Annotated in this window: 18 protein-coding genes and 1 pseudogene; 1 reads left to right on the plus strand and 18 read right to left on the minus strand. The window is 52.3% G+C overall.

Annotated features, from left to right (window positions below):
* Positions 1 to 207: 207 nt before the first annotated feature.
* The 16 genes from ACA067_RS08530 to ACA067_RS08605 all read right to left on the minus strand — a co-directional run bounded on the left by ACA067_RS08530 (position 208) and on the right by ACA067_RS08605 (position 18,632).
* Positions 208 to 975, minus strand: coding sequence for a WecB/TagA/CpsF family glycosyltransferase (locus ACA067_RS08530; RefSeq protein ID WP_497461377.1), 768 nt, complete (start codon positions 973 to 975; stop codon positions 208 to 210).
* Entirely contained in the window at positions 972 to 2,168 is a 1,197-nt protein-coding gene (locus ACA067_RS08535) for a glycosyltransferase (RefSeq protein ID WP_497461378.1), read from the minus strand. Before ACA067_RS08535 ends, ACA067_RS08530 begins: the two co-directional genes overlap by 4 nt.
* Positions 2,158 to 3,369 carry a DUF6369 family protein gene (locus tag ACA067_RS08540; RefSeq protein WP_497461379.1) on the minus strand — a complete coding sequence of 404 codons (1,212 nt, stop codon included), beginning with the start codon at positions 3,367 to 3,369 and terminating at the stop codon, positions 2,158 to 2,160. Before ACA067_RS08540 ends, ACA067_RS08535 begins: the two co-directional genes overlap by 11 nt.
* On the minus strand, positions 3,370 to 4,842 hold the full coding sequence (locus ACA067_RS08545) for a lipopolysaccharide biosynthesis protein (protein ID WP_497461380.1): 1,473 nt from the start codon (positions 4,840 to 4,842) through the stop codon (positions 3,370 to 3,372).
* Between the two features lies 1 nt (position 4,843).
* Positions 4,844 to 5,986 (minus strand): TDP-N-acetylfucosamine:lipid II N-acetylfucosaminyltransferase family protein, encoded by a 1,143-nt coding sequence (locus tag ACA067_RS08550; RefSeq protein WP_497461381.1) that lies wholly within the window; start codon positions 5,984 to 5,986, stop codon positions 4,844 to 4,846.
* On the minus strand, positions 5,987 to 6,556 hold the full coding sequence (locus ACA067_RS08555) for an acyltransferase (RefSeq protein ID WP_497461382.1): 570 nt from the start codon (positions 6,554 to 6,556) through the stop codon (positions 5,987 to 5,989).
* A gap of 1 nt (position 6,557) precedes the next feature.
* On the minus strand, positions 6,558 to 7,667 hold the full coding sequence (locus ACA067_RS08560; protein ID WP_497461383.1) for a DegT/DnrJ/EryC1/StrS family aminotransferase: 1,110 nt from the start codon (positions 7,665 to 7,667) through the stop codon (positions 6,558 to 6,560).
* Positions 7,664 to 8,536, minus strand: a complete 873-nt coding sequence (gene rfbA / locus ACA067_RS08565; protein WP_497461384.1) for a glucose-1-phosphate thymidylyltransferase RfbA — start codon at positions 8,534 to 8,536, stop codon at positions 7,664 to 7,666. The genes ACA067_RS08560 and rfbA overlap by 4 nt, the downstream gene beginning before the upstream one ends.
* A gap of 13 nt (positions 8,537 to 8,549) precedes the next feature.
* Entirely contained in the window at positions 8,550 to 9,653 is a 1,104-nt protein-coding gene (rfbB, locus tag ACA067_RS08570; RefSeq protein ID WP_497461385.1) for a dTDP-glucose 4,6-dehydratase, read from the minus strand.
* Positions 9,650 to 10,918 carry a UDP-N-acetyl-D-mannosamine dehydrogenase gene (gene wecC / locus ACA067_RS08575; protein WP_497461386.1) on the minus strand — a complete coding sequence of 423 codons (1,269 nt, stop codon included), beginning with the start codon at positions 10,916 to 10,918 and terminating at the stop codon, positions 9,650 to 9,652. The genes rfbB and wecC overlap by 4 nt, the downstream gene beginning before the upstream one ends.
* Before the next feature lie 66 nt (positions 10,919 to 10,984).
* Positions 10,985 to 12,118, minus strand: a complete 1,134-nt coding sequence (wecB, locus tag ACA067_RS08580; RefSeq protein WP_497461387.1) for a non-hydrolyzing UDP-N-acetylglucosamine 2-epimerase — start codon at positions 12,116 to 12,118, stop codon at positions 10,985 to 10,987.
* Between the two features lie 80 nt (positions 12,119 to 12,198).
* Positions 12,199 to 13,590 carry an undecaprenyl-phosphate glucose phosphotransferase gene (locus ACA067_RS08585; protein ID WP_497461388.1) on the minus strand — a complete coding sequence of 464 codons (1,392 nt, stop codon included), beginning with the start codon at positions 13,588 to 13,590 and terminating at the stop codon, positions 12,199 to 12,201.
* Positions 13,591 to 14,370: 780 nt separating this feature from the next.
* The gene (gene rfaH / locus ACA067_RS08590; RefSeq protein WP_497461389.1) at positions 14,371 to 14,877 is read right to left on the minus strand and encodes a transcription/translation regulatory transformer protein RfaH; all 507 of its coding nucleotides are present in this window, start codon (positions 14,875 to 14,877) and stop codon (positions 14,371 to 14,373) included.
* Positions 14,878 to 14,931: 54 nt separating this feature from the next.
* The gene (locus tag ACA067_RS08595) at positions 14,932 to 17,166 is read right to left on the minus strand and encodes a polysaccharide biosynthesis tyrosine autokinase (protein ID WP_497461390.1); all 2,235 of its coding nucleotides are present in this window, start codon (positions 17,164 to 17,166) and stop codon (positions 14,932 to 14,934) included.
* A 24-nt stretch (positions 17,167 to 17,190) separates the two neighbouring features.
* Positions 17,191 to 17,625, minus strand: coding sequence for a low molecular weight protein-tyrosine-phosphatase (locus tag ACA067_RS08600; RefSeq protein ID WP_497461391.1), 435 nt, complete (start codon positions 17,623 to 17,625; stop codon positions 17,191 to 17,193).
* 218 nt (positions 17,626 to 17,843) lie between these two features.
* Positions 17,844 to 18,632, minus strand: a complete 789-nt coding sequence (locus ACA067_RS08605; protein WP_497461392.1) for a CPBP family glutamic-type intramembrane protease — start codon at positions 18,630 to 18,632, stop codon at positions 17,844 to 17,846.
* Between the two features lie 66 nt (positions 18,633 to 18,698).
* Between ACA067_RS08605 and ACA067_RS08610 the strand changes: the two are divergent.
* A pseudogene (locus ACA067_RS08610) lies at positions 18,699 to 18,812 on the plus strand (helix-turn-helix domain-containing protein); the annotation flags it as partial.
* A 97-nt stretch (positions 18,813 to 18,909) separates the two neighbouring features.
* On the opposite strand, the gene ACA067_RS08615 reads toward ACA067_RS08610, so the two are convergent.
* Positions 18,910 to 19,530: a hypothetical protein gene (locus ACA067_RS08615; protein WP_497461393.1), complete on the minus strand. Its 621-nt coding sequence runs from the start codon at positions 19,528 to 19,530 to the stop codon at positions 18,910 to 18,912.
* 793 nt (positions 19,531 to 20,323) lie between these two features.
* Positions 20,324 to 23,065 carry an aconitate hydratase AcnA gene (gene acnA, locus ACA067_RS08620; protein ID WP_497461394.1) on the minus strand — a complete coding sequence of 914 codons (2,742 nt, stop codon included), beginning with the start codon at positions 23,063 to 23,065 and terminating at the stop codon, positions 20,324 to 20,326.
* Positions 23,066 to 23,229: the final 164 nt, after the last annotated feature.

Raw genomic sequence — 23,229 nt, forward strand, 5'->3', positions numbered from 1 at the left:
CTGGCGGTCAGCCATTTGGCAAGGCACCGGCTAGGCCCGCTTGCAAGCTCGAACGCACAGATCATTTCCAGCAGGCGGTAACAGATGGCTAGATTGCTTATATTCACCCCAGTTTGCTTACTGCCTGCAGTGCTTTCCGGTACCCTGAAGCCAGATATCTAGGAAGTAGATTTTGAGCCCGATATAGCAATGGCAAGCCGGAAAGTTTTACTTCGTCCTCAACTGCTTGCATTTTTCCTGGAGCAGTAGAAGGACAAATTTCGAATTTGTGGTCAGATAGCGCTTCCACATGCGTCGTGGTTCTTGTGCCAGCCTAAAAAACCACTCTAATCCATAACTTTGCATCCATACGGGAGCTCGGCTGGTTTTTCCAGACAGGACATCAAAAGAGCCTCCGACCCCCATGATTACTATTCGTCTTTTGATTTTGGTTTTCGCGTAGTTGAGAAATTCTTCCTTCTGAGGCGAAGGCGTACCTATGAATAAGAAGTCCGCCTTGCTTGTCTCAATTTCCCCTATGATTTTATTCCAATCCGTTTTCTGGAAGTATCCATTTCTAAACCCGGCAATAAGTTTTTTAGAATATTGGTCTGTTAATTTTCGGACGAGCTCTTTTACGACGTCTTCATTTGCTCCGAGAAGAAAAACACTTTTCTGTCTCCTGTGTGATTCGCTTAGTAGCCTTGAGAATAGATCGCAGCCAGTAACCCGAGGTATCTTGATTCCATTTAGGAACTGTACGGCATATACAATAGACATGCCATCTGCGTTTACAATGTCAGCGCATTCCAGTGCGTTACTAACATCTGAATTTTTTTTCTTCAAGCACGCTTTGAAAGCATTCAAATCCTCTCTTATGATAGGAGAGCTGTTAGCATCTTCAGATAAAAGATACTCGACAGTTTCTTCCATATTTAGAGTGGAAAGTTTAACCCCGAAAATAGTGATGTGACTGCTCGATTCAAATGGTCTCATTTCCCTAGAACCTTTTTGTATGAGTCTGAATACTGGATTCCCATGGATTCTATAGTAAAGTTTTCAGTGTAGTACTCAAAAGTAATATCTGTGATTTCTTTAGCGTTTAGCTTGCCGTCAATAGCCAGACTCATAAAATCAGACAGCTTTTCAGCGTTCTCTGGCTCAACAAGGTAACCATGAACTTTGTCGGTAAATAGTTCGCGCATACCACCGACATCGGATGCAAGTACTAATTTTTTGTATGCGAAAGCTTCAACTGGCTTCAAACCTGCCACTTTTTGCGTGATGGGGAGATCTTTTCTTGGTAAGACGATGGTGTCAATTACTGAGTACGCATCCTGAATATTAGAGAAATCAACTCTTCCATGAAATTTTATTACATTTAATACGCCGGCCTCCTCAGCGAGGGCTTCCAGACGAAGTTTTTCCTTACCGTCCCCGTAAATATTTACCTGGAAGTCATTGCGTTGTTTTAAAAGAGAAGCCGTTGCATTAATAAGCGTCTCAAGCCCTTCATAAAAAACAATTGATCCAACGTAGCCAAATGAGTGAGGTTTCGTTGTCGCTTTGCTTTCTTGCTGCTGACTATGGGGGAGGAGTACGCAGTTGTATATGACCTTATAGTTTTCTGGCTCTTCCGAGTAATAATGGTGCATGATTCCTTTCGAAACGAAAAATATGAAATCACTTTTCCTTCCCGTGAACGACTCTAAAAACTTTATTATGCGTCTCTGAAGATTTATAAATGCGCCGCCGTGAATGTCATCTTCCCATGTTGAGCGCATTTCATAGACAACGCGCTTTTTCAAGACGAAGCCGGCAATTAGAGCAGGTATCCCCATTAAAAAAGTGGCATGGGCATGTATGATGTCGGGGTTCTCTCGTTTGCAGATATCAATTACATCTCTCGTGAAGGAGATAATTGATAGTCCTCTTTTCATGCGCTCTAGCAGAGTGCGATGGTTTTTTATTCCTTCGGAGCCATGATTGGCTGCGTTGCACCGGTGGTATTCGACGCCATTATTTCTTTCAATTTGTTCTGATGTTTCGCCCGCCTGGAAAGGTGAACTAATTACGAAAACATCAATGCCTGATTTTTTCTGGGCAGCTAGTATATTTTCTAGGCGAGAGACGGAGCCACAAATGGATGGCCAAGACTGGTGTGCGATATGACATACTTTAATTTGCATGGCTGGGCTCGACCTTTTCATAAACCATCCTGCTTAATATCAGCATGAATAGGATAAAAACAGAAAATAACGGCTGATAAGGGAGTGACGTGGTCAGCATTGTTATCAGTAAAAATACATATATTGCTTTTCTTGTTTTGTTAGCTTGATTGAAGGCTGCGATTTTAATTAGTGCATATATGTACAGGATAGAGAAAATGCCGATCTTCACCCATAGCGTTGGATATGCAGAGTCAATGGTATTGTGTTTTGTGTCGAGGTTTTGATATTCAAACCACGGGATCTCAAAAGTTGCTCCTAACCCATGACCAAAAACAGTTTGAATTGGTCCTGCGCTTTCCAAATAGTTTGTTGCTGGAGATAGTCTAATTGCAAGCTGAGTGGTCAATTTTTCTACGTCGAATGTACTGTTAAGTCTATCGGTTTCTAATGATTGGGCTACGTAAAAAAAAGTAAGACACATTACAAGCGCCACGCCTACTGAGTAAGCAAAGTTCTTAACGCTTTTGGTTGATGCGAGCATTAGTGATAGTATCAATCCGAATATCATAATCCGCGATCCGGCTATCAAAATAACAGCGACAGCCAATATATTGGCAATATGGAATAGAAACTTTCTAGTAAATTTTTCTTTGTTGGTGGCTGAAAATATTATGAAGGCGGCGCACAAATATGTGGAAAACCCAGAATATCTATATTTGTTTTCTTCGGAATAATAAACATTAGACACCGATAGAATATTGGTTGCGAGCGCGAAAAATGCAATGGCATGAAGAATTGATGTGACAATTACTATTTTGCTAATTTCTGTTTCTGTAAGGCTGATTTTATTGATTGCGGGTATCATTAGTAGCGGTAGCGCTATGCACAAAATTAAGCGAATTTCCCTGAGAAGATATTTATCCATTCCATATATAACTGAGCCAATAGCCAAATATAAAAATAGCATGATGATTGTGAGAAGCTGTGTTTTGAACTCTTTCCTGAAGATGGCTCTTGGTTTTTTTATTAGGTAAATTATTGCAGCTGTCAATATGAATGACTCGTAAAAATACATTCCATAATTGGACACGATTTTTTCGAAAGCAGAAGATGATGGTACAGCTGCGGCAAGCAAAAAAAACAATAATAATGTAATTTTTGGTTTGCTGGTGGAGAAAAGTCCCAGGATTGAGAATAACAATGAGAGAACTATAAACATTCAGTTTTCTTCCATTTTTTTCTGCTTGTGTATATTTGGCTGGCATGGAGAGTGCCGCCTTCCAAATATATTTGCGCTATGTATTTGTAACTTTGCAGCGCGAAGTGAGGTTTTGAAAAGCAAAAAGCCTACAATCCCAATTAATATCCATGCCAAAGTTGCTACGGCCTGATGGGCTTCGCCGAATATTGACGTGGCTACTGCAGTCACCAGACATACGAACGTAGTGCCATATAATTTTAGGCGTGGAATTTTCCGCCAAACAAGGCAGGAAAACTCGGTGCGGCAGACCAAAAAAGTCCAGAAAGCAATGGCTGTAGATACGCTTGCACCTGCAGCACCATAGGTAGGCACTAGAAGATAGTTTCCTATTATATTGACCAATACTGCAATCAGGGAGGCAATCATGGCATAACTACTTTTACGAGTGATACCGAGGCCAACCACGGTTGTTTCAGAAAGTGTATAAAATAGTGGGTAAGCCATGCAGACAACCAAAAGATATTGAACTTTCTCATATTTTTCGGGCAGCAGATAGTTTACGAGCCAGGAAAAAAGGCCAGCCAGTACAAATAAAAATACGACAGCGGCAAGTACATACTCTGTCACTTGGTCTATTTTTTCATTATTGATTCCTTCAGCTGCCCACCTGTAAACGGTGGGAGCCCAGACGGTTGAGAAAATACTTTGGAAAATAATGGCCGCTGATGCAAAACTAGCTGCTACTGAATAGATGCCCAGCTCTTCAAAGGTGGAAAAGCTGCGCAGGAATAACTTATCCATGGCAGTCAGCCCCCAGAAGGCGGCTCCACCCATAATCAACGGTGTGCCAAAGCGCAGCATGGCCTTCAATTGTTCTATATCTATTTTCTGTTGTAAAGCGGTGAGCAATTCCTGACGGGTATTCCAGGCATATATTAGGGTTACAGTCACGATAGAAAGCGTGTGGGCTATTACCAAGTGAAGAAGATCAAAGCCAAACGAGAAAAGAACATAGGTGCCAATGGTTGCGAGAAATAGGAGCTTTGGCAAAACTTGACTCATAGAAAAAGCCAAGCCTTTTTCCTGCATGCGTAAGATCAGCGACAAAAAACGAGATATAAACGCAGCGAGCATGCATGCGGATATCAACACGCTTATCAGTAAACTGTCCACGGAGAACAACGTATTAGAAATAAAGTCAGGTACTAATAAACAGAGAAGTAGTCCAGCAGTCAGCAACAGGAAGCCAGGTAGCAGGGAGGCTTTCAGTAGAGCAGGCTTGTGCTCAGCTTCGTGGTATTCACGGATATATACCTGATCTAACCCTAGGCTGAACAGCAGAATGCAAAAACTGGACATGACCTGAAGCATGGCTATTCGACCAATATCTTCGGGTGAGTAAAACCAGGTAATGATTGGCAATGTAATGAAGCCTAATGCGGCACCGCCAATAGGACCAACCGCAAAAGCAGCTATTTTCTTTATATTCATGTTATGAAGACTGGCATACTTGCCTTAATAAATTAATTGTTTTGTTGCTGGCAGCTTCTTTTGACCAGCAGCTTTTTACTATGGTTCGGTTGACTATCATAGTTGCATGGTCCAGCCTCTCATTGAGAAGTGCAGGGTTTTTTTCAAGCTCTTGAATTGAGAAAATCACGGCACCCTGGTCTCGAAAAAAAGTATAAGTTGGACATTCTTGTCGCAAAAATATTTTCGCTCCCAGATAAAGCATGATGACAATGTTGCCAACGGCCTGTTGTCGAACATGATTCATGATTACAAAGCCGCAGGACTCCAAGATCCTTACATAATCGTCGATAGGTATGAAATCAATCAACGGCTCAAAATGATGGCCGAACAGCTTGCGTCCGTTGTTTAAAATTAAATCTCTGTATTGTGCATCGCCATAGCTGAGAGGTGAAACAATATCTCTATTGTAAATTCCAAAATTTGACAGAAGATCGAACGCGTCTAAGTGGTTGTTTTCGGCGGAGGCGCTATTGCCAATTAGAATAGAGTTTCCGCTCACCTGCCCATTTGTGAAACCTTTGACAAAGTCTTCTTCAAGATTGCCATAGTTCCATAGGGCGTACTCCGGAAATTTTTCGCCTAAGTGTTTTTTGCTCACCATATTGTACTCGGATGGTAAGACGGGCGAAAAGAAATTAATTCTTTGTATTATTTTTGATTTATCTTTCAAAAAAAAAGTATTTTTCAGAAAGGTTTTTATTTTTTTTGGAGTGCTATCTTTGAGAGTTGTTTTTTTTAGCTCTCGACATGTAAGTGGGAGAAGCATTTCCTCTCGAGACTCATATATTATGTCGTAATAATCATAGCCCCAGCCGAGCCAGACAAGAGGCAGGGTGCTGGGTAGCTTTAATATTGTTTTATACCAGGCTGGGTTGAGGGAGTGAATTATGACTAGGTCATACTTTAAAAATTTTCTGGAAGCCATACCGGTCAATACAGATAATACTGACAGTATTGTTGCTGGTGACTTTACGAACTTTAATGGTGTTTTGCTGTATACATATAAGTCGTTTGCACCAGGGGCTGCGTGTTCGAAAGCCTTTATTGCCTGGTCAATAAATTTTTCATCATTTGCCAGATGAAGTATTTTAAGGCCTTCCATTTATTGATTCTTCTTTGTAAGGAGTTTTCCTTCTAACTCTAAAAGAGTCGTTTTCCTTTCCTTGATTCGCTTCGCGGGCACCCCAGAATAAATCCCAAATGCCTTGCAGCTTTTCGAAACCAAGCTCAATGCCCCAACGGCCACACCGTCTTCAAGGATTACATCAGGAAGAACGACACTGCCCGCGCCAATAATCACGTGTCGACCGATGGTGACATCCGCATGGCTGACGTTGGTGAGTTCCACGGGCACCATGGGGTTGGTCATGCTGGCACCGCTGTAGTCATCATTACTGCTATATATTGAAACTTTTGACGAAATATTGCTGAAGTCGTGCAGCGTGATTTTCCCTGCACCAATCAGCGAGGTGTAAACGGCAACATGAATGTAGTTGCCGATCTCGATTCCACCGAGACCAGCAGAGAGCACGCAGAAGTCATCAATGCGTACATTGTTGCCAACGCTGATATTGGCGCAATTGTAATAGGACGCTTTGTCGGACAGGCGTGAGTTTTCTCCGACATAGGAAAACCCCATTGTGTCGATTTGCTCACGAGTAAGAAAGCCCATTTCAATACCCCTTTATAGCATTGATAATGCGGCCAAGGTCATCGTTGTCAAGAGATGGGTATATCGGCAGGCAAAGAACTTTCTCGGCAATCTTATTCGCAACTGGGAGGTTGTTTTGCTGTGCCGATGGCATGCCGCGGTACATGGGGAACTCGCTGATTAGCGGGTAAAAGTAACGACGGGCAAAAATGTTTTTCTCTTTTAGCTTCTGGTATAGCTCGTCGCGGCTCAACGGGTAATCCGCTTCAATCAGAATCGGGAAGTAGGAGTAGTTTGCGACCTTCTGGCCGGTCTCCTCGATCAAGCGAACGCCTTTTATAGTTTTCAGTTGTTCGCGATAGATCTGATCGATTTCTTGGCGACGGATCATGATCTTATCAATGTGTTGTAATTGCAGAAGGCCAAAGGCAGCGTTGATTTCACTCATCTTGCCGTTGATGCCCGGGGCTACTACGGTGACCTCATCGACAATGCCGAAGTTCTTCAGATTATTGATACGCTGCTTGGTCTTAGCGTCGGGGCAAATGATAGCGCCGCCTTCGAAGGTATTGAAAACCTTGGTCGCGTGGAAGCTCAACGCACTGAGGTCGCCATGACGGAGGATGCTGCCACCGGAATCTTTAACACCGAAGGCGTGAGCGGCATCATAGATTACCCGCAAGTTGTAGTTGTCGGCGATTTTTTGAATGGATTCTACGTCACATGGGTTGCCGTAGCAGTGCACCGGCATGATAGCTGTGGTCTGTGGGGTGATGGCCGCCTCGATTTTGGTTGGGTCGAGATTGAGGGTTTGCGGGTCGATATCCACGAAGACTGGCTTAATGCCGTTCCACAAAAGCGAGTGGGCGGTGGCAACGAATGAATAGGGTGTGGTGATCACTTCGCCTGTCACACGCAACGCCTGCAGAGCTGTCAGCAGGGCAATGGTGCCATTATTGAACAGGGCGATATGCTCGACGCCGAGGTAGTCGCACAGCGCCTCTTCTAATTGCTGGTGCATCGGTCCGCCATTGGTGAGTATCTTGTTATCCCAGATCTTTTGCAAATAAGGGACGAACTCTTCCAGAGGCGGCAGGTAGGGCTGGGTGACGTAAACCGGTTTATTGCTCATTCCGACTCCTTAGCCAACGATAGCAGATACTGGCCATAACTATTCTTTCTCAGGGACTGGCCAATACGCCGTAGATCATCGCCATTCAGCCAGCCATTGTTAAAGGCAATTTCCTCCAGGCAGGCGACTTTATAGCCTTGACGTTTCTCGATGGTTTCGACGAAGTGGCTTGCTTCTAGCAGGCTTTCGTGGGTGCCGGTATCCAGCCAGGCAAAACCGCGGCCAAGCACTTCGACATTGAGATCGCCGCGCTCGAGATAGGTCTGGTTGATGCTTGTGATTTCCAGCTCGCCTCGGGCTGAGGGCTTCACTTGTTTGGCGATTTCCACCACATCGTTGTCGTAGAAGTACAGTCCGGTAACAGCGAAGTGGGATTTGGGTTTGAGCGGTTTTTCCTCAATGGTAACGGCGCGCTTGTTTTCATCGAATTCGACTACGCCGAAGCGCTCGGGGTCCTTCACCTGATAGCCGAATACCGTTGCACCCTTCTCGCCCTGTGTTGCCTTACGCAGCATGGTGCTGAATCCTTGGCCGTAGAAGATATTGTCGCCCAGCACTAAGCACACCGAATCGCCGCCAATAAACTCCTCACCAATGATGAAGGCTTGGGCCAAACCGTCCGGGCGAAGCTGTTCGGCATAACTTAGGTTTACACCGAACTCACTGCCATCGCCGAGCAGGCGTTGGAAACCACCGATGTCATCCGGAGTACTGATCAGCAGAATGTCACGGATGCCGGCGAGCATCAGTACCGAAAGCGGGTAATACACCATCGGCTTATCGTAGATCGGCAGTAGCTGCTTGGAGACACCCTTGGTGATAGGGTACAGCCGGGTGCCGGAGCCACCGGCCAGGATGATGCCTTTCATATGTAGCCTATCCTTATTCAATAGCGCCGAGGCGTTCACGTTGATAGCTGCCGTCCTGTACGCGGCGGCACCACTCCAGATTATTTAGATACCATTCGACGGTCTTGCGGATGCCCGACTCGAAGGTTTCTTTCGGTGTCCAGCCCAGTTCGCACTGAATTTTGCTGGCGTCGATGGCGTAGCGTAGGTCATGGCCGGGACGGTCCTGGACATGGATGATTAGGTCCTTGTAGGAGCGGAGATGTTCGTTAGGTAGGTCTTTGGCTCGCATCGCGGGGGACGCGGCGCTCGTGAGAGGGCGCAGTTCGTCGAGTAGATCACAGATAGTGTGGACGACTTCGATGTTCTGCTTCTCGTTATGACCGCCAATGTTGTAGGTCTCGCCGATCTGCCCCGCGGTCAGCACGCTGTATAAAGCGCGAGCGTGATCCTCAACGTAGAGCCAGTCGCGGATTTGGTCACCTCTGCCATACACCGGCAGTGGTTTGCCTTCCAAGGCATTGAGGATCACCAGCGGAATCAGTTTTTCGGGGAAATGATAAGGGCCGTAGTTGTTCGAGCAATTGGTCACCAGCGTAGGCAAGCCATAGGTGCGGCGCCAGGCACGAACCAGATGGTCGGAACTGGCCTTGCTCGCCGAGTAGGGCGAGCTGGGTGCATAGGGGGTAGTTTCGGTGAACAAATCTTCGGGGTTTTCCAGGTCACCATACACTTCGTCAGTCGAGATGTGGTGGAAGCGGAAGGCGACCTTTCGTGCCGCATCCAGGCCTTGCCAGTACTGTCGAGCGACTTCCAGCAGGGTGTAGGTGCCGACGATGTTGGTTTCGATGAAGGCTGCTGGCCCGTCAATGGAGCGGTCGACATGGGACTCGGCGGCCAAGTGCATTAACATATCCGGCTGATGCTCGCGGAATATCCGCTCGACTTCTACGCGGTTGCAGATATCAGCATGTTCGAAGGTGTAACGCTCGCTGGAGTTGACTTCGGCCAGGGATTCGAGATTGCCTGCGTAGGTCAGCTTGTCGAGGCTGACCACGCTATCGCCTGTGTTGCGGATGATGTGACGAATGACCGCCGAACCGATAAAGCCGGCACCGCCGGTGACCAAAATCTTCATGCGGTCCAGACTCCACGCGTATCGACAATTTTGCGGTCATTGAGCCTAGTTGAAGGAATTTCCTTGAACTCCTTGTGATCGACCAGCAACACCACTACATCAGTTTCTGCCAGTGCCTGCTCCAAACTGTTGAGTGTCAACTTGCCAGCCAGCTTCGCAGGCAACTCGGAAATATTCGGCTCCACTACCAACACCCTCCCTGGGTGTATCGCCGCAATCTGCTGCGTAATAGCCACTGCCGGGCTTTCCCGCAAGTCATCGATATCCGGCTTGAAGGCCAGCCCAAAACAGGCAATGGTCACTTCCTTGGCGGTTTTCTCAGGGTTAGCTTGCAGGAATTCGGCCACCGACAGCTTTACCTTTTCGATCACCCATTGCGGCTTACTGTCATTCACTTCGCGGGCTATGCGAATCAACTGTGCCTGTTCCGGTGTCTTGCTGACGATAAACCATGGGTCTACCGCAATGCAGTGGCCGCCGACACCAGGGCCAGGTTGTAGGATGTTGACGCGAGGGTGGAGGTTGGCCAACCGAATCAATTCCCAGACATTGATCTCCAGCTTGTCGGAAATCATCGAGAGTTCGTTGGCGAAGGCGATATTCACGTCACGGAAGCTGTTTTCGGTGAGTTTGCACATCTCGGCAGTACGGGCGTTTGTGACGATGCATTCGCCCTGGACGAAGACCTTGTAAAGGCTGATGGCTAATTCGGAGCATTTTGGCGTCATGCCACCGATAACGCGATCGTTTTGTACCAATTCACGCAGTACGTGGCCAGGCAGTACGCGTTCTGGGCAGTGAGCAATGCGAATGTCAGAGCTTTCGCCGTGGGTTTGCGGGAAGCTCAGGTCCGGACGAGCTGTGGCGAGCCAGGCGGCCATCTGTTCGGTGGCGCCGACAGGAGATGTCGATTCAAGAATGACCAGATCGCCTTTCTTCAGCACCGGGGCAATACTTTTACTGGCCGATTCGATGTAGCTCAGGTCCGGTTCATGGTCGCCCTTGAACGGCGTGGGCACAGCAATCAGAAAAGCATCGGCGGGTTCCGGCTGGGTGGTGGCGCGTAGATAGCCTTCAGTCACCGCCGCATGCACAACCATGTCCAGGTCTGGCTCAACGATATGAATCTGCCCGCGGTTGATGATATCCACCGCGTTTTGATTAACGTCAACTCCGATCACCTGTTTCTTGCGTGAAGCGAAGACGGCCGCTGTAGGCAAGCCGATGTAGCCGAGACCAATGACAGAGATGGTTGCGAAAGGCATGAAACATCCTTGATTAATGTTTGTTGAATTCGATGTGAATGGATTGTCGTCGAGCGAAGCGATGGCTTACTTGCTAGATGTTTTGTGACCGAGCAGCGTGTCAAGAATGCGCTGGCAGGCGTTGCCGTCACCGTATGGGTTATGGGCAACGCTCATGGTGCGGTAAGCAACGGGGTCTGACAGTAAGCGGTTTAACTCGCGAACGATGTTGGCGGTTTCGGTGCCGACCAATTTCACTGTACCGGCAGCGACGGCCTCTGGTCGTTCTGTTGTATCACGCATTACTAGTACCGGTTTGCCCAGCGAAGGCGCTTCTTCTTGAATGCCGCCAGAGTCGGTCAGGATGATGTGCGCGCGGCTCATCATGTAGACAAAAGGGAGGTAGTCCAGAGGCTCAATCAAATGGACATTGTCGATGCCAGTCAGTAGACGATTGACAGGTTCGCGGACATTGGGATTGAGGTGCACGGGATAGACGATATCGACCTCTGGATGTTGCTGGGCAACTTCCATAAGTGCCTGGCAAATTCTCTCAAAGCCGTCACCGAAACTTTCTCGACGATGGCCGGTAACGAGAATCAACTTGCGGCTAGGATCAAGAAACGCGCTGGGTGCAGCTGCTTTGCTGTTTAGCGCCTGATCCTGATCCAGGCGCGCTATGACGCCAAGCAAAGCATCAATTACGGTGTTGCCTGTAACGATGATGCTCTCAGGGTTGACGCCTTCATGCAGCAAGTTAGCTTGCGAGGTTTCAGTTGGGGCGAAGTGCAGGTTGGCCAGCGCGCCTGTTAGCTTGCGGTTGCCTTCTTCAGGCCATGGCGAGTAGAGGTTGCCCGTCCGTAGGCCCGCTTCCACGTGCGCGACCGGAATTTGATGGTAGTAGGCTGCAAGACTGGCCGCGAAGGTGGTCGCGGTGTCTCCGTGCACTAAAACGACATCCGGTTTGAAGTCCGCAAATACACTCTTCAAACCCTGCATGATCGCTGTGCTAACGTCCGTAAGATCCTGGCCGGGCTTCATGATGTTCAGATCGAAATCTGGCTGGATGGCAAACAGGTCAAGCACTTGGTCGAGCATCTCGCGGTGTTGGCCTGTAACGCAGACCTTTGCATCGAAGCGATCGTCAGACGCAAGTGCAAGAACTAGGGGAGCCATCTTGATAGCTTCGGGGCGGGTGCCAAAGACGCAGAGGGTTTTCATTAGATACAGGCCATTATATTGGTGTTTGTTAGTGTCGAGGGTTGCACGGAGTAGGTGCAGTAACGGGAGGGCGACACGCTTCAGTAAATATTCTTCGATAGCAGAGTGAACGGCGTCTTGATCAATATCTTGATGTCCAACCACAATGACCAGTTATTGATATATGCAAGATCCAGCTCTACGCGCTTCTCCATCTTGTCGATAGTTTCCGTCTCACCTCGGTAACCGCTGATCTGTGCCAAGCCAGTAATCCCAGGTTTGATTCGATGTCGAGCCATATAGGCATCGATTTTTCCGGTGTAGTAATCGTTGTGGGCCACGGCGTGAGGGCGCGGGCCAACTAGCGACATGCGGCCTTGCAGGGCATTGAAGAGCTGCGGTAATTCATCGATGGAAGTGCGGCGGATGAATTGGCCGACGCGAGTGATGCGCGGGTCATCACGGCTGGCCTGTTTTACTTCTCGGTCATCGTGCATGCGCATGGAACGAAACTTCCAGACCTTGATGATCTTGCCGTTCCATCCATGGCGTTTTTGCTTGAACAGCACCGGGCCAGGCGATGACATCTTTACGGCGAGGGCGGTGGCCAATAACACGGGGCTGAGCATGATAATGGCGAACAGCGCAACGGTGCGATCCAATAAGGCTTTGGAGAGTGCTGCAGTCGGGTAGGAGGTCAGCGGGCTCTCATTGAGATGGATCGCAGGAAGCCCCTCTATTTCCGATACCGAGTGGTTGAGTAGAATCAGGCTTCGCAGGTCGGGAATCCAGATGACGTCTACGCTGGAGTCCAGCAAATCGATATACAGCTCCTCGATCTTTTCGGCTTCGGTCAGTGGCAGTGCTATGTAAAGCCGGCGAATACGATGGGTCGCGATCAGGTCGCGCAGGTGGGCGAGACTGCCAAGGATGGGGTACAGGCTGTCGTTCGGTAACGGCAGGTCGTCCGCCGCCACCAGGCCTATCAATGGTTCGTTTTTTTGCAGGGCCAGTTTGTCTGCAAGGTCGAGCGCCAGCTCGCCAGTGCCGATGATTAGAGAGGTGCGAGCGGCCTGAAGTTTCTGCTGGTAGCGTCTGGCCAGAGTATGCAGCGGCAGGTAAAGGCATGCTTGTAGTGCGAAACCAGCGAAGATCCACGTCAGGATCACTTCACGGGAGAACAGCTCACTGGTCTTGGTGATAAAGGCTATCACCATCAAGCCCGAGAGCAACACTAGCCATCCGGCAAGCAGTCGGCCAAGTCCGACCAAGTAGCCATGATGCTTGTGATAGACCTGCATCATGGAATAAGCCGGAACCGAACCCAGCAGCATGAACGCGCTAAGCATGCGGTATTGGGTATCGACGTCCCCTGTCTTCATCACCGCCAGTGCGCAAAGCAGGAGGATGAGTACGGAGATTGCGGCCAGCCATTGGGCCCAGAACGTAAGGCTGCGGCCTGCTGGTATCGTGGTGCTGCGCTTGCGTATCAAGATAAGGTCCCTCGCGTTGGGATGGACATAGCCTTCCAGACTGTGCCCGCTGGGGGGAGGTATTACCTCCATGCAGCTGGAGTTACTGTTTGGGCCTGAGGCTCAACGGGTCGTTGGCGTGGCGTTCCCTGTCTCCGTGGCATGGGACGCAATTGCCTTGGCCAACATCAAGGTTTTCGGCACGCTACCGCCCCAGGATTCACCGTTGGTTTCCTGAGAACGTGCGCTGTGGATGCGACGTGAGTCGTATGCACAAGCGCTGGCAATTTTGGGAGGAGGATCAATCAGGCAGGACCGAGTCTTTGCTCGGTTAATGGCGCGCAGAGGAGATGAATCCGTCCTTGAACTGCTGCACAACGAGAGGTCTGTGCAATGGCATCCTGCCGAAATGAGTTGTTACCTCAGCCGACGTCGCATTTTACTGAATTGGTGGGAAAAGTGAAGGCAAATACAGTCTTGGGTGAAAGATCCTACATACAGGACAGTGTGTTTTGAGTAGTAGATCACGGATTCGGTTTTGGGAATGACTTGAGGAGTAGTGGCGTTTTGATGCCTATTTGATGTTTTAGGCGATACAGATGTGAGTTTATGTGGGGAACGACGTAATTGATTGTGATAGTGGGAGGGTACGGGGTGTTTTTTGTCAGGTGCGTGTGGCGAGTGTTTTAGCGGGGAGGAGCAAGAGCGTGGTTAAGGTCAAAAGATCGCAGCCTTCGGCAGCTCCTACGGGGGGATGATGATGTGGATGTATTGTTTTTGTTTTAGAGAGCGTTTGTGGGGTCAGGTTTTTTCTATGGCGCTGATTGGGATGCTGAGCGTGTGTTCGCGATGCAGTAGTTGTAGGAGGATTACGATGCGTTCGGCGCCGTCGCGGGAGAGGAAGATGGCCTCAAGTTCTTTGTAGCTGCCGCTGTTGATTCGCACGCGGTCTCCGGGCTCAAGCGTTACGGATTCTGGCGTTTTTTCGTTGAGTCGTTGTTTGAGTTGGTCGATTAGTTCGTCTGCTACAGCAATAGGCTGTTTGCCGAATGTCACTAGCTGGTTCACTCCGCGAGTTGAGCGGATGGGGTGCCAGTTATCGTTCAGTTGGTCGAGCTGGATGAATAGGTAACCAGGGAACAATGACTCCACCGTTGTGATGCGACGGCCGCGTTGGATGCGTTCGATGTTATGGGTGGGGCGGTAGCACTTGAAGGCTTGGCGCGTCAGGTTTTCCTCGGCGCGTGAGTCTTGCCGTGGTTTGCACTGGATCAGGTACCAGCGGGGTGGCGGGTGCTGGGGTGGCATGCAGGAGCTCTCATGGGTCGATCAGGGCAGCAGCGCTGCCCTGATATTCCTGTGTTATTTGTCTGAAGCGTATTCGTACTGGTAGTAGCTGTAGTTGCCATAACCATACGCAGACGCTTTGCGTTCCACGGCGTTGAAAATCGCGCCTTTGATGACAATGCCGTTCTGCTCGAAGCGGCGCTTGGTCACCAGGATTTCCTTGGCGGCATTGACGCCGAAACGGGTCACGATCAGGCTTGTACCCGCCTGGCGACCGACCAGGGCGGCATCGGTAACCGCGAGGATCGGCGGGGTGTCGATGATGATCAGGTCGTACTGGCTGCTGACCTTTTCCAGAAACAGGGTGAAGTTGCTGTGCATCAGCAATTCCGACGGGTTCGGTGGGATCTGCCCGCGAGTGATGACGTGCAGGTTTTCCACCTCGGTCGCGTGAGTCGCGGTTTGCAGGTCGACTTTGCCAGCCAGAAGGTCAGACAAGCCGTTGCTAACGTCTTTGCGGAACAGTTTATTCAGGTAACCCTTGCGCATGTCGGCGTCGACCAGCAGCACCTTCTGTCCGGTCTGAGCGATGATCGCCGCCAGGTTGCACGAGACGAAGGATTTACCCACGGCCGGGCTCGGTCCCGAGATCATTAGGATGTTGTTCTTGGCCTCCAGAGTCGCGAAGTGCAGGCTGGTACGCAGACTGCGTAACGATTCCACGGCGAGGTCTGCGGGATTGTTCACCGCCAGCAGCAGTGAGCCGGTACTAGCGCGGCCGTTACCTTTTACATTGCTTTCAATCAGGGATTGTCCCTTGCTGAGCGGGATCGAGGCGTAAACCGGGATGCCTAGTTGTTCAATGGCTTCCGGGTCTTCAATGCCGCGGTTCAGCGCTTTGCGGATCAGTACGTAAGCCACAGCAATCAATCCGCCGAGCAGGGTAGCGATCAGTACGATCAGCGGTTTTTTTGGTTTGACTGGTTTGTCGATATTCGCATCCGCCGAGTCGATGATACGGACGTTGCCCACCGTACCAGCGCGGACGATGTCCAGTTCCTGGGTTTTATTTAACAGCTGCGTGTAGATCTCAGTGGTGACTTGCATGTCGCGGGCCAGGCGCAGCAGTTCCTGCTGGGTTTCTGGTAGATTTGCAACCTTCTTCTCCAGCCCTCGTTTCTGCCCGGCGAGTTGACCCATCTGAGTCATCAAAGCCTGGTAAGCCGGGTGCTCGCGGGTGAAGCGATGTTCCATTTCCGCTTGTTTGAGCTTCAGCTCGGAAATCAGGGTTTCCAGGGCCACAATCTGATCGAGCACGGCTTTGGTTTCTATGGTGATGTCCACCGAGCGGGCACTGGTCTGGTAGGCGTTGAGCTGGCCTTCGGCTTTTTCCAGCTGCTTGCGCACTTCCGGTAGCTGGGTGCGCAAGAACTCAAGGCTTTGCGCGGCCTCGGCGGAGTTGCGTTGGACGTTCTGCAATACATAAAGACCGGTGATTTCGTCCAGCACTTTGTTGGCCAGTACTGGATCCTCGTTTTCCAGTGATAGCGAGATGATGCCGGACTCTTTGCCGCGCTCACTGGCCGCAACATCTTCCTGGTATTGCAAAATGGTATTGAGGCGACGCTGCTTGGTTACGCTGAACAATGAGCCTGCATTGGCATTGAGCGTAGCGACCTGCACCTTGAAGCCATTTTGCTCAAGCTTTTCGCCAATCTGACCACTAATAACGACTTCGTCGTCTTTATTGAGGAGGGTGAAGTTGCCATTGTCTTCCGCGCGTAGCGTTAAAGTTTTACCAAGGTAAGCATCCGGCACTTCCAGCTGGAAGATGTCGAGTTTTTCTCCACCCCATGTATAGCTATTCAAACCAAACAATGGAGAAGTCAGCTCGTCTGGACTGGTTGGCTGAAAGCGCCTGCTCAGGAATTGGCCTATCAGCGGAAAATAGTTCGGCTGGATGATTATGTCGAGCTTAAGGTTCTCAACCGCCTTACCCACCACTGCCCGAGATTTGAGCAGCTCGATTTCTGTCACCGCCGGGGAGGTGCCACCGAACATTTCGCTCATTTCACCCATGCCGCCTAGCGCAGCCATGCCACCTTTCTTTTCTTCGACCTGGACGAGCGCATTCGCCTGGTAGATCGGTGTTGACAGCAGAGCGACTGCAACACCGATTGCGCAAAACAATGCGGTGATGCCGATAATGATCCACTTGCTATCGATCAAGGTGCCGAATAGCGCGAGTAGATCGATTTCACCATCGTCATCGCGGTGATCCTGAATAGGTAGGCTGTTTTGGCTTGGCATGCGGGGTACTTTTACAAGAGGTGATTATAATTTTTTCGACCAACTGTCGACGCCTTGCGTCATCAGTTGATAAACGTGTTCGAAGGCGACTTTCTGCTGGCGGTAGGGGTCGGAGATTTCCTGATTGCCCTGCCACTTGCCCAGCAGGAACGTCTTGCCGCGCACTTCCGGAGCCATTTCGACGATGCGGTCCACATGGCGTTTTTCCATGGCGAGGATCACATCGGCTTGTTGCAGATGTTCGCGAGTCAGCTGCCGGCCTTTGTGGTCCGGGAGATCGCCGCCATGGTCGCGCAGTACGTCCAGCGCGGTGCTGTCCATGGGTTTGTCTACAAGCGCGCCGAGGCCCGCCGAACTGACGTCGATGCCGCGATGGGCCAGTCTGCTTTTAAGCAGGGCTTCGACGGTGGGGCTGCGGCAGATGTTGCCGACACATACGACCAGGATTTTATTGAACATATGGGCTGCGCAGGTTGCGATATCGAGTGTGATGACCGCACAGGCAGCAGGAAGGAGGGGGTGGAATTCCTTTCCAACGCAACAGTACGGCTTTCTCCGGTGCATTGCTGCTGCCGGGGCCATTTCAAAAGCGTGCACTCTAGTGCCGTAGGGGGGGAGGGTCAAGGCTCGGCTGTTACTTTCTGTCATACGGGTGTTTGCCTTTGCTTGCAATATTATTATGCCAGCATCGGGTAGGTGAACAGGCCGAAGTGCAGCAGATTCAAGCCGAAATGCGTGGCGACTGCGGCGGCCAAACCTGCGTAGCGGTAGGCCAGGCCGTAGCCGATACCGGCCAGGGTCGCGAGGAAGACCCATTGCCAGCCGGCGCCCCAATGGGCCAGGCCGAACAGTAGCGCGGCGAGTAGCAGGGCGAGGTGTTCACCGTAGGGCAGGTGTTTGAGTCGCTGAGTGAGGCCGCCTTGTACATAGCCGCGGAACAGGGCTTCTTCGACCAGGGTGACCAGCAGCAGGTTGTTGAGGAGCCAGAGTCGGGCGACGTCGGGCCATTTCGGGGACCATTCGATGATGCCGAGCAGGCAGGCGCTGGCGAGGGTGGCCAGGGCGGTCAGGCTCAGGGTTAGGGTGCTGGTTTTGAGGGTTTGGGTGAGTGAGCGTTGGGCGATGATCCAGGGGCAGGCGAGGATGAGCCAAAAGCCGATCAGGGGCTTGTCGAGGTTCAGGTACATCGAGAAGGGGATGGCGTTTTCGCTGAAGCGTTGTGGGGGGATGACTTGGGCGTTGTGGAAGCCTGGCAGGTAGTGGAGGGCCAGGGTTAGGGCGAGGAGGATGAACAGGGTGTGGCCCAGGTAGCGGGCGTAGGGGTGGTTTTGTGGTTGGATGGCGAGGCCGGCGAGCAGGAGCAGGGTGATGGGCAGGCTTGCCGCGAGGGAGAGTTGGCCGTGGGTGAGTGCCAGGACGTAGCCTGCGGTGAGTAGCGTCAGGTAGGGCCAGGGCAGTCGGAGCATGGGTCTTCCTTGGTTGGGGCTTGGTGTTAGGTGGGCATTTAGGCAGATGTGGGGGTGGGGTGGCAAATGGACGGCCCTGAAGCCATGGCTATTTTTATGGCCGATGCGTTTGAGACGGGGGACGCGCAATACATCGCCAAAGCAATGGGTGTTGTAGCCCGTGCCAAAGGCATGACCGAGCGCAGCTGTGGAATTGATGGGGCCGAATCCAGTTGTACCGATGCATCAAGAAATGGCTGATGTCGCGATGCATTTCCCTTGTCGAGCATTAAGCCTTTCACTCAATTGCAACTTCGACGCAAGCATTGGCAATCACCCTCCCTGCGTAGGCAGCGCTGCACACCAGATCACAGAACTTGCCATTGTCATCCATGGAAGAAAAGCGAGCATTGAACTGCAATTGCTTGGCGGCCGGCACCCGCTCGGCGGCGTCTAACGTCGCATGCAAAAGCCTATAGGAAACGGCTCGCCCCATTTTGTGATCCAGTAGCCGAGACATGGCCTGATTCATCCCGTACATAACAACAGCGACCGGCCACATGGCGTATTCCGGAAAATGTCCTTCGCACCGTGCGGCGCAGAATTTAACACTGCAGGCGGTGATCTCCTGATCGCTGAGGTCAAGCACCGACAATGGGAACGCTTTGGCATAGGGAGACTGGCCAGAGGGTAAAGGCGCTCGCGATCGGTGACTGGCGAAGAGTTTCTCAAAGGCCTTTTCTGCCAGCACGTGGTAACACACGAACAATTCTGCGAATAGTTGCCCGCCCACCAGAAGTTGAGTTTTTGCGGTGACGGTGTTGCGAGACTGCTCTACGATTTTCGCCCTGGCGGTCATCGACGGTGTGTGGCCAAGCCCGATGGGGTAACGCCGGTCCCATTGAGCGCGTGACGCCACGTAGTTACACGCGCGCCTCTTCAGCCTGTGTCCGAGCCGCCGCACATGACCCCAGAATGGCTAGATGACGCCCTGCCTCGGCAGTTGCCAACGGCCCTAGCTCATTCCCTCGCGGTTGCTCAGGGGTGAATTCACCATAGATGTCCCATTCGTCAGGCAGCGTATAAAGCGACCTGAAAGCGAAATAGGGGGGCTGTACCGCGATGCTTGTGGCCATCTGCGCTATGTCGACAGCAATCCGGGCATGTTGATCAGGGATTTTTAAGGCAGGGTTCATGACTGACGATCTCCATGTCGGTAGTGATCAGAGCAGGGGGGCTGCACTGCTGTGACGCAACTTCAAACTAGGAGAAAACCCTTACAAAGAAACCTGTCAACAATGACAGTTTTATCGCCAAAGTGACGGACGGTATTGCGTTACCTTCAAGCGTTTTATTGCCAGCTATTAGAACCCCGGCAACGGATTGATCCGATGGTTTTGCGTTATGTCGGGTCTTTTATTACTGTCACGCTGAACATCGTGTCAGGCGATATCTTTGTTGGCTGATGGACCGCTTTCGCGAGCAAGCTTGCTCCTACAGGTAAACAGATCAAGATCAAGAGGCAGATCAAAAGATCGCAGCCTTCGGCAGCTCCTACAGGGGGGGGCGGTGTTCGGTATTGATGTTGGCTGGCATACCGCCATCGCGAGCAAGCTCGCTCCCACAGGGGGTTGTGGGGGATATATGGGTTGTGTGAATAGCCTGGGAACCAATTGGGGTTGGTGTTGGGCACCAACCCCGGTTTGGTGGGGTTAGGAGGCTATTAGTTGGCGTAGGACGTAGTGCAGGATGCCTCCTGATTTGAAGTATTCCACTTCGTTCAGCGTGTCGATCCGGCACAGCACTTCGACTTTTTCGCGGCGGCCGTCGGCTCGGGTGATGACCAGGGTCAGGTTCATGCGGGGTGTCAGTTCGACGCCGGTCAGGCCGAGGATGTCGAGGGTTTCTTTGCCGGTCAGGTTGAGGCTTTTGCGGTTCTGGTCCAGTTTGAATTGCAGGGGCAGCACGCCCATGCCGACCAGGTTGGAGCGGTGGATGCGTTCGAAGCTTTCGGCGATGACGGCTTTGACGCCGAGCAGGTTGGTGCCTTTGGCGGCCCAGTCGCGGCTGGAGCCGGTGCCGTATTCCTGGCCGGCGATGACCACCAGTGGGGTGCCGGTGGCCTGGTAGCGCATGGCGGCGTCGTAGATCGGGATTTTTTCGCCGGTCGGCATGTAGATCGTGTTGCCGCCTTCTTCGCCGCCGAGCATTTCGTTGCGAATTCGGATGTTGGCGAAGGTGCCGCGCATCATCACTTGGTGGTTGCCGCGACGGGAGCCGTAGGAGTTGAAGTCGCGCGGTTCCACGCCTTTGTCGCGCAGGTAGTGGCCGGCGGGGCTGTCGGCCTTGATGTTGCCGGCCGGGGAGATGTGGTCGGTGGTGACGGAGTCGCCGAGCAGGGCGAGGACTCGGGCGCCGGCGATGTCCTTGACCACGGGCGGCGGGCCGCCGATGTCGTCGAAGAACGGTGGGTGCTGGATGTAGGTCGAGTCGTCCTGCCAGACGTAGGTCGCGGCCTGGGGCACTTCGATCGCCTGCCATTGTTCGTCGCCGGCGAAGACTTCGGCGTATTCCTTGTGGAACATGGCAGTGTTGACCTGATTCACGGCGTCGGCGATTTCCTTGCTGCTAGGCCAGATGTCCCGCAGATAGACCAGGTTGCCGTCCTGGTCGGTGCCCAGGGGTTCGCTGCTGATGTCCATTCGCACCGTGCCGGCCAGGGCATAGGCGACGACCAGGGGCGGGGAGGCCAGCCAGTTGGTTTTCACCAGCGGGTGCACGCGGCCTTCGAAGTTGCGGTTGCCGGAGAGCACCGAGGCGACCGTGAGGTCGGCTTGCTGGATGGCTTTTTCGATGGGCTCTGATAGCGGGCCGGAGTTGCCGATGCAGGTGGTGCAGCCGTAACCGACCAGGGCGAAGCCGAGTTCGTCGAGGTATTGGGTCAGGCCGGCCGCCTTGTAGTAGTCGGTGACCACTTTCGAGCCGGGCGCCAGTGAGCTTTTGACCCAGGGTTTGCGCTTGAGGCCTTTTTCCACGGCTTTTTTCGCCACCAGGCCGGCCGCCATCATCACACTCGGGTTGGAGGTGTTGGTGCAGGAGGTGATGGCGGCGATGACCACGGCGCCGTTTTTCAGGCGATAGGTCTGGCCTTCGTAGTCGTAGTCCGCTTCGCCGGCGAGATCGGCGTTGCCGACGGCGACGCCACCGCCGCCTTCGCTTTCCAGGCGGCCTTCTTCCTTGCTGGTGGGTTTGAATTGCAGGTCGGTGAAGTCACTGAAGGCTTGTGGGACGTTGGGCAGGGAGACGCGGTCCTGTGGTCGTTTCGGCCCGGCGAGGCTGGCTTCGACGCTGTCCATGTCCAGGGCCAGGCTGTCGGTGAAGATCGGTTCTTTGCCCGGCAGGCGCCACAGGCCTTGCGCCTTGCAGTAGGCCTCGACCAGTTTCACCGTGGCCGGCGGCCGGCCGGACAGGCGCAGGTAGTCCAGGGTGATGTCGTCCACCGGGAAGAAGCCGCAGGTGGCGCCGTATTCCGGGGCCATGTTGGCGATGGTTGCACGGTCGGCCAGCGGCAGGTCGGCGAGGCCGTCACCGTAGAATTCGACGAATTTGCCGACCACGCCTTTTTTGCGCAGCATCTGGGTGACGGTCAGCACCAGGTCGGTGGCAGTGATCCCTTCCTTGAGCTTGCCGGTGAGTTTGAAGCCGATCACTTCCGGGATCAGCATCGACACCGGCTGGCCGAGCATCGCCGCTTCCGCTTCGATCCCGCCGACGCCCCAGCCGAGTACGCCGAGGCCGTTAATCATGGTGGTGTGGGAGTCGGTGCCGACCAGGGTGTCGGGGAAGGCATAGGTGCGGCCGTCCTCGTCCTTGGTCCAGACGGTGCGACCGAGGTATTCCAGGTTCACCTGGTGGCAGATGCCGGTGCCCGGTGGCACCACGCTGAAGTTGTCGAAGGCGCTTTGGCCCCAGCGCAGGAAGGCATAACGTTCACCGTTGCGCTGCATTTCGATGTCGACGTTCTGGCCAAAGGCGCTGGCACTGCCGAATTTGTCGACCATCACCGAGTGGTCGATCACCAGGTCGACCGGCGACAGCGGGTTGATGCGCTGCGGGTCGCCACCGGCCTTGGCCATGGCGGCGCGCATGGCGGCCAGGTCGACCACGGCGGGCACGCCGGTGAAGTCTTGCATCAGGACCCGCGCCGGGCGGTACTGGATTTCGCGATCGCTGCGCCGCTCCTTGAGCCAGGCGGCGATGGCCCTGAGGTCGGCGCCGGTCACGGTTTTTTCGTCTTCCCAGCGCAGCAGGTTTTCCAGCAGGACTTTCAGCGACATGGGCAGCTGGTCCAGGTCGCCGAGGCTCTTGGCGGCGTCGGGCAGGCTGAAATAGTGGTAGGTCTTGTCGTCGACTTGCAGGGTTTTAAGGGTGTTCAGGCTATCGAGGGACGGCATTGCGATCACTCCTTTAAGTCCGCACGGCTACGGACTGAGGGGACGGACAGAGCATTAAAGCTAGCCCTGTTTTCAGTAGCTGGCTAATAACTGGACTCTATGGACAAGTCCAAGGTTCCGAACTCGGCTATCATGCGCCGGTTTTCGTGACAGGCTTTGCTTCA

The sequence above is a fragment of the Pseudomonas sp. LBUM1674 genome (assembly GCF_059695635.1).

Excerpts from the sequence above, each read along its gene's own strand:
- ACA067_RS08530 (WP_497461377.1), bottom strand. The coding sequence starts at position 975 with ATGAGACCATTTGAATCGAGCAGTCACATCACTATTTTCGGGGTTAAA.
- ACA067_RS08535 (WP_497461378.1), bottom strand. The coding sequence starts at position 2,168 with ATGCAAATTAAAGTATGTCATATCGCACACCAGTCTTGGCCATCCATT.
- ACA067_RS08540 (WP_497461379.1), bottom strand. The coding sequence starts at position 3,369 with ATGTTTATAGTTCTCTCATTGTTATTCTCAATCCTGGGACTTTTCTCC.
- ACA067_RS08545 (WP_497461380.1), bottom strand. The coding sequence starts at position 4,842 with ATGAATATAAAGAAAATAGCTGCTTTTGCGGTTGGTCCTATTGGCGGT.
- ACA067_RS08550 (WP_497461381.1), bottom strand. The coding sequence starts at position 5,986 with ATGGAAGGCCTTAAAATACTTCATCTGGCAAATGATGAAAAATTTATT.
- ACA067_RS08555 (WP_497461382.1), bottom strand. The coding sequence starts at position 6,556 with ATGGGCTTTCTTACTCGTGAGCAAATCGACACAATGGGGTTTTCCTAT.
- ACA067_RS08560 (WP_497461383.1), bottom strand. The coding sequence starts at position 7,667 with ATGAGCAATAAACCGGTTTACGTCACCCAGCCCTACCTGCCGCCTCTG.
- rfbA (WP_497461384.1), bottom strand. The coding sequence starts at position 8,536 with ATGAAAGGCATCATCCTGGCCGGTGGCTCCGGCACCCGGCTGTACCCT.
- rfbB (WP_497461385.1), bottom strand. The coding sequence starts at position 9,653 with ATGAAGATTTTGGTCACCGGCGGTGCCGGCTTTATCGGTTCGGCGGTC.
- wecC (WP_497461386.1), bottom strand. The coding sequence starts at position 10,918 with ATGCCTTTCGCAACCATCTCTGTCATTGGTCTCGGCTACATCGGCTTG.
- wecB (WP_497461387.1), bottom strand. The coding sequence starts at position 12,118 with ATGAAAACCCTCTGCGTCTTTGGCACCCGCCCCGAAGCTATCAAGATG.
- rfaH (WP_497461389.1), bottom strand. The coding sequence starts at position 14,877 with ATGCCACCCCAGCACCCGCCACCCCGCTGGTACCTGATCCAGTGCAAA.
- ACA067_RS08595 (WP_497461390.1), bottom strand. The coding sequence starts at position 17,166 with ATGCCAAGCCAAAACAGCCTACCTATTCAGGATCACCGCGATGACGAT.
- ACA067_RS08600 (WP_497461391.1), bottom strand. The coding sequence starts at position 17,625 with ATGTTCAATAAAATCCTGGTCGTATGTGTCGGCAACATCTGCCGCAGC.
- ACA067_RS08605 (WP_497461392.1), bottom strand. The coding sequence starts at position 18,632 with ATGCTCCGACTGCCCTGGCCCTACCTGACGCTACTCACCGCAGGCTAC.
- acnA (WP_497461394.1), bottom strand. The coding sequence starts at position 23,065 with ATGCCGTCCCTCGATAGCCTGAACACCCTTAAAACCCTGCAAGTCGAC.